Source organism: Methanobrevibacter sp. (assembly GCF_045541095.1).
Classification (GTDB): domain Archaea; phylum Methanobacteriota; class Methanobacteria; order Methanobacteriales; family Methanobacteriaceae; genus Methanocatella.
The window spans coordinates 1-6,107 of the sequence record NZ_JAZQIJ010000226.1; the positions used below are offsets into that span (position 1 = coordinate 1).

6 protein-coding genes are annotated in these 6,107 nt (G+C 35.1%); 1 reads left to right on the top strand and 5 read right to left on the bottom strand.

All coding sequences use genetic code 11. The annotated features are described in order from the left end of the window. Positions 1 to 26: 26 nt before the first annotated feature. The 3 genes from ACKI2P_RS09700 to ACKI2P_RS09710 form a co-directional block, all read right to left on the bottom strand. The gene (locus ACKI2P_RS09700) at positions 27 to 1,064 is read right to left on the bottom strand and encodes a TIGR01177 family methyltransferase (RefSeq protein WP_407377220.1); all 1,038 of its coding nucleotides are present in this window, start codon (positions 1,062 to 1,064) and stop codon (positions 27 to 29) included. A gap of 28 nt (positions 1,065 to 1,092) precedes the next feature. Further along, positions 1,093 to 2,115 carry a PH domain-containing protein gene (locus ACKI2P_RS09705; protein WP_407377221.1) on the bottom strand — a complete coding sequence of 341 codons (1,023 nt, stop codon included), beginning with the start codon at positions 2,113 to 2,115 and terminating at the stop codon, positions 1,093 to 1,095. A 156-nt stretch (positions 2,116 to 2,271) separates the two neighbouring features. After that, a complete protein-coding gene (locus ACKI2P_RS09710) occupies positions 2,272 to 3,528 on the bottom strand; it encodes a proteasome-activating nucleotidase (protein WP_407377222.1) in 1,257 nt (418 codons plus the stop codon). 161 nt (positions 3,529 to 3,689) lie between these two features. On the opposite strand from ACKI2P_RS09710, the gene ACKI2P_RS09715 reads away from it, so the two are divergent. After that, a complete protein-coding gene (locus ACKI2P_RS09715; RefSeq protein ID WP_407377223.1) occupies positions 3,690 to 4,181 on the top strand; it encodes a multiprotein bridging factor aMBF1 in 492 nt (163 codons plus the stop codon). Here the strand turns inward: ACKI2P_RS09715 and ACKI2P_RS09720 are convergent, their stop codons facing one another. Continuing rightward, the gene (locus ACKI2P_RS09720; RefSeq protein WP_407377224.1) at positions 4,182 to 4,616 is read right to left on the bottom strand and encodes a DUF356 domain-containing protein; all 435 of its coding nucleotides are present in this window, start codon (positions 4,614 to 4,616) and stop codon (positions 4,182 to 4,184) included. Positions 4,617 to 4,656: 40 nt separating this feature from the next. Then, positions 4,657 to 5,871, bottom strand: coding sequence for a hypothetical protein (locus ACKI2P_RS09725; protein ID WP_407377225.1), 1,215 nt, complete (start codon positions 5,869 to 5,871; stop codon positions 4,657 to 4,659). Positions 5,872 to 6,107 lie beyond the last annotated feature (236 nt).

Here is a 6,107-nt window from a genome sequence, read left to right on the forward strand (position 1 = left end):
ATATAAATGTAACTATTATTGTATGATTAATCTAATTTTTTGCGAATTACAGAAATAATTCTTGTTAAACTTCTATGCATTTTGATTCCATATTGTTCAACTATTTCAAAACCTACTTCATCAGCCATAGGTTTTAAGTCGACATAATGAGGACTGGCCATGCAGAGATAAGCGTCATCCTTCATGTTGTCATAGATTGCATGGAAAAATTCCTTGAAAATATCATTACCTTCAATATCTCCTGTCGAGGTGGATATGCCATAAGGAGGATCTGTAACTACACCGGCCACTTTTTCATACATCTTAAGTTCACGAACATCAAGATTGAATGTTCTGTAATCTGTAATTCCATAATGTTCCAGATTAATGGCAGTGCCGTTTTTCATTTTCCAGTAAATATCTGAACCCAGAACCTTGCAACCTATCAGACCTGCTTCGATAAGTATTCCTCCGGTTCCACAGAATGGATCCAGCAATAAATCTCCAGCAGTCACTCTTGACAGATTAACCATGCATCTTGCTAATTTCGGACTCATAGATCCAGGATAGAAAAATGGGCGTTTATGAGGTTTGCTGTCTTCGAAATGTTTTTTATTCAATTTGATTTTTTCAACAGCCACATAAACATCACTTTCAAAGGCAACCAATCTTACCAGGGAATTAGGTTCTCTTAACTTAACCTTAATATCATCACAATTGCTTAAAATTAATGCACCCACATTTCTTTCAGTTTCAACAGTGCTGATTTCGGAGTGAAATCTTTTTACACGTACTGCAAATGTTTCACTGATATAATCAGACCATTTCACATTAGAAACATCTTCTGCCAATTTTTCAATAGAAGATTTGACTATTATTTCATGTACCTCATGAGTATAACCCAGCCTTCTGGTTAGAATTCTGTAATACTCATCAATCTTATCTTCAGCAATGCCTTTCAGAATTACTAAACCTTCACAAATTACCTCAATTTCGGTTTGAATATTTTCACATTCAATTACCGCTTTCAATTCAGCCTGAGGCAATTGCGGATGTTCCTGAGATTGTATGCATAATAATTCCATTAAAATACACCTAAAAAATTAAAAAAAATTATTTTTTGAATTTGTCAAAATGCCTTCGAATTACAGTTTCGCTAGTATTCTCAATTTCATCTACTTCATCAGCTTCATTTTGTTGAGCGTAATCTTTAACTTCATTATAATAATTTTGAGAATCATTATTTTGATAGTAATCATCATTCGCTGATGAATAATCAATCCTATCTTCAGCATAATAGCTTTCATCTTCGAAGCGATTTTGACCTTGATGCCTGCTATTGTCAATAGCGCGATTCATGTTATATTCAAAGTCACCCTCATAGGGTTCATACTCATAACTCGGATAACTTTTCTCCTCTACAAACTCTTCAGGATAATATTCATATTCCCTTCTTGGGAATTGATTTCTTTCACGAGTTATTGGAGTAATCGGCTCATACTCATCATAATAATCGTTTCGGTCAATGAAATCATCATGGTTGTTATTTTCAATGAAAGGCCTTCTATTAGAGCCACGATTAATGTATTGCCTTGGTGGTTCCTGGAAGTTTCTGTATCCCATCATGTTATTGAATATGATATCTTCAACCTTTGAAGGATCTGAAATGTTTTCAAGATTGATTTGATTGTTGTCATATGCGCTGAATGCTGATACAGTTCCAACATTGAATAACCTTGCAAGAATGCTTTGAGAAGTATTGATATCCTGGATAGTTGAATAAGGCATATAATTCTTTTTAGTGGATAAAACGCCAGATTTTATTATTACACGTGTATCCGTCAATGTATATTCCAAAGAATACCATCCAATAAGTTGCCATATAATATAAAGAATTATTGCTAAAATCACAACAAAAAATGCTATGGCAGTATATCTTGTTAACGGAAGTTGAATATGTGATATCAGATAAACCTGCATTTCACCTATGAATTGAATTACCTTTGGTGAAACAATAAAAACAATGATTAATAAAACAACCGCAAATATAGCTTTTTTACAACCTAATATCATATTAGGCTTTGTCTTATAAAGAACTCTCTCATTAGTCCTTTCATCATTTCTATCGAATAACATAATATCATATTAGAATTAATGTTAAATAAAGTTTTAGAAAAAAAATTTTAAAAAAATAAGCCTCAGCTCGCCCATCATTCATCACATATCAGAGCTCATAGGGTTCATCATCGGCTTATTTTTCATATTTAAATAACAATTTGTGAGCAAAAAAAATTAGCCGAACATTACTCCGGCTTCAGTATTAAATAGTTCATCTTCACTGGATTTTTTCATTACCTTGTCGATTGCATCCATGAAATCGTCAACAGTGATTTTATCACGTTTTTCACGGATAGCAAACATACCTGCTTCAGTACATACCGCTTTTAAATCAGCACCTGACAGTCCGTCAGTCAAATCAGCAAGCAAGTCAATGTCTGCTTCTTCTGAAAAGGACATGTTTTTAGTGTGGATTTTTAGAATTTCTTTTCTTCCGTCAATGTTTGGAAGAGGCACTTCAATAAATCTGTCGAAACGTCCAGGACGCAATAGTGCAGGGTCAAGAATATCCGGTCTGTTGGTAGCTCCAATAATACCGATATCACCCCTTGATTCAAATCCGTCCAGTTCTGCGAGCAATTGCATTAAAGTCCTTTGAACTTCTCTGTCACCACTGGTGGAACTTTTAAGTCTTTTAGCTGCAACTGCATCCAGTTCATCAATAAAAATGATAGCCGGTGCTTTTTCTTTAGCCAATTCAAATACTTCACGAACAAGCCTTGCACCTTCACCTATGTATTTTTTAACGAATTCGGATGCAACGATTTTTATAAAGGTAGCATTGGTTTCATTAGCTACTGCTTTTGCAAGCAAAGTCTTACCTGTTCCAGGAGGACCGTATAAAAGTATTCCCTTAGGAGGTTCAATACCAACTTTTTCGAATAATTCAGGTTCGGTTAACGGAAGTTCCACAGTCTCTTTAACTTCAATAATTTGTTCCTCTAAACCACCAATCTTATCATAGGTTATATCAGGTTTGGTTTCAATTTCCATACCGGAAACATTTGCGTCCTTTTCGGATGGCAATACTTCCACAATACCAAAAGTTTGTTGATTAAGAGCTACTCTTGAACCTGGAACTAATAATTTTTCATCTAAGAATTTTGAATAATTGACAAGGAAACTTGGTCCTGTGCTGCTTTTAACAGTCATTCTATGATCATCTAAGACTTCGGTAATGGTAGCAATTACTAAAGGTGGAGATCTGAATCTATCCACTTCAGCACGTAAAGATTTAGTTTCTCTTTCTAATCTAATCTTTTCATTTTCAATTAGTACTTTATCTTTCTCTAATTTCCTAACTTTCCACATTAAGTTACTTTTAGCTTTGGATTTTTCTTCTCTTAAGGAATCAACTTCTTCCTGTAAGTATTCAACCTTTTCGATTAATTGTTCTTTTGAAGAATTTTCCAAATCATTGAAATCATTCATGTGAATCATCTCCAGTTAGTTATTAAATTTCATATGCATGTTACTTTAATAACAATTTGTAATTTTAAAGTATTTAAAGGTATTCATTTTATAGTATACTAACTATTATTAATGAGAACCATTATATAATTAATTGAAAAAACTTAAGGAAACTGATTAATATGGAATGTGAAATTTGCGGCAAACCCGTACCTGAACATAACCCAATACGAGCAAAAATTGAAGGATCAGTTATGATTGTTTGTAAAGACTGTGCAAAACTTGGAAAAATACAAAAAACACCACCAAAACCAAAATTCGTACAGCAAAAAAACAAACAGCAAAAGAATACCCGCAATAGAAATTATTCTTCTAGAAGAGATGAACCTACAGAAGAACTGATTGAAGACTTTGATTTGAAAATAAGAAAAGCAAGAGAATCCAAAGACTGGTCCAGAGAGCAGCTGGGTAAAAAAATCAACGAAAGGGTTTCAGTCATTACAAGAATCGAGACAGGAAAAATGACTCCTGATACAAAATTAACAAAAAAACTTGAAAAAACTCTAAATATCACACTGCTTGAAAAAGTGGACAACATAGATTTGAATCAATTTGTTAGCAGTTCCGCAGGCGAACGTACCCTCGGAAATATAATGAAAATAAAAAGGAAATAGCTATCTTTTTGTATAGCTATTTAATTTATCATTTTTTACATGCCTGTCTTTTCCCATAATCTTGTAATCAATCATTCCCTCATTTTTTGCTTTATGAACATGATATCCAGGGAAAGGCTTTGCATTATCCAGTAACTCTACAAGTTCATTGTAACCTTCATACTCGTCGCTGACAACAACCACATGAGCAGGAGGATGAATTTTTTTAACTTGAATAATACTTAAAGTAGTATCTTCTTTTACAAAAAAAGCAGTTGCAACATTTGATTTTGTTCTGAGCTTGGAATTTAGAATATGTTCTACCAAATTGTCTGCAAACTCGGAATCTATAATTTTGGGTGTTGTAACCAAATACAAATTAGCATGTTTTTCTATATCTGAAATTGCACTTTGCAATTTTGAATTGTTTTCTCCTCTAACTAAAATTAAAGCCATTTTTATCACTTATAAAAAAAATAAAAAAAAGGTGTAAAAATCACCTGTTTTGGAAAGATTTCAACAGTCTGCTTCTAAATACAACAAGCAATATTAAAATGATACCAACCGCAGTTTGAATACTTCCCAAAATATTCAAAATGTTTCCATCAACAGGCAAGTCCCATGCAGGGGATGAACGATCACCCGGCAGTGCATTATAATAAACACCAACCGCTTTAGAACCCTGTTTTACATTGATATCCTTAGGTTCGATATGATCCACTCCCATTAAAAGACCATTGTTGATACCTCTGTTAATTGAACCTGCAATAGCAGATGCATCATATCCGTATTTAGCAACAGATGCTTCGACAATCTCTTTTGTTGTAGCGGCCAAACCTGGCTTATCACTACCATAAACCGATACACTGACCGAGTTCGGACTGACCGTCAATGCATTTCCTAAAGCTTCATATGCATAAACGGTTCGCAGCTCTCCATTACAAACCGGACAGACATCATATCTTTCGGATGCAGGATAACCTACACTCCAACCGCAATCCTCACAGATCTTCGAGTATTCCTCATCCATCGCATAACCCGTCTCATTCATATCCCTTGGAGTAAACATGTCTCCTGTGGATATTCCGGATATGAGGTTAACTCCACCTCCACCGTATTTTTCACCAGAATCATTAGCAACTTCACCTAAAGCTTCAGATAAAATAGTGGTAGCAGGATAACCATCCCTAATCATTTTACCGATGTTCATCGCAGTTTCTTTTCTGACAGTGTTAGCAGTACCGTACATCGGATTTCCGTTAGTGTTCCTCAAGTGAATAATAGCTCCCTTTTGACCAGGCTGCAGGGTAGCAATTCCGCTGTTGTACGGAGTAACCTTAATTGTATTTGAGTAATCATCTACAGTAATTACATAAGCATCATAAGACCCACCAATGGCAGCACCAATATTCGGACCACCAACTAAAAGACGAGCCCCATTATATCTAGATGCAATGGAAGCTGCAGAAGCAGCAGATGCATTGTTTTCCAAACTCGCAACAGCTGCAACAATGGAATCCAACCTAGTGTCAGAACTACCGGTACCCCCTGAGAGTACGGCAAACTGATTGTTTTTAGACATTAAAAATGTGGACTGGAACATGTTTTCTGCAAAAGACATACTTCCCGCAGCTGCACCATTAGGATCCTGACCTGTTGGGTCAGTGATAACAATAATGTTACAAGTAGCAGCAACACCACTCATAGTCATTAAAAGTATTATGAAAAAAACGCAAAATACGTTAAACTTTTTATTCAAATAAATCACCTAACCCGTATTAAAATTAGTGTCATTTTCCAGTTCAACAGTCGAGAAGTCTTCAATAACAGTGACTGTTACGACACCAGTATTCTTATCAATCTGAACATCGGCAGCGGTAATCGGAGTTACAGATGTACCGGGAACCGTCGATTCAGTAGCAAATTCCTGAGCCGTCTGCAGCGCAT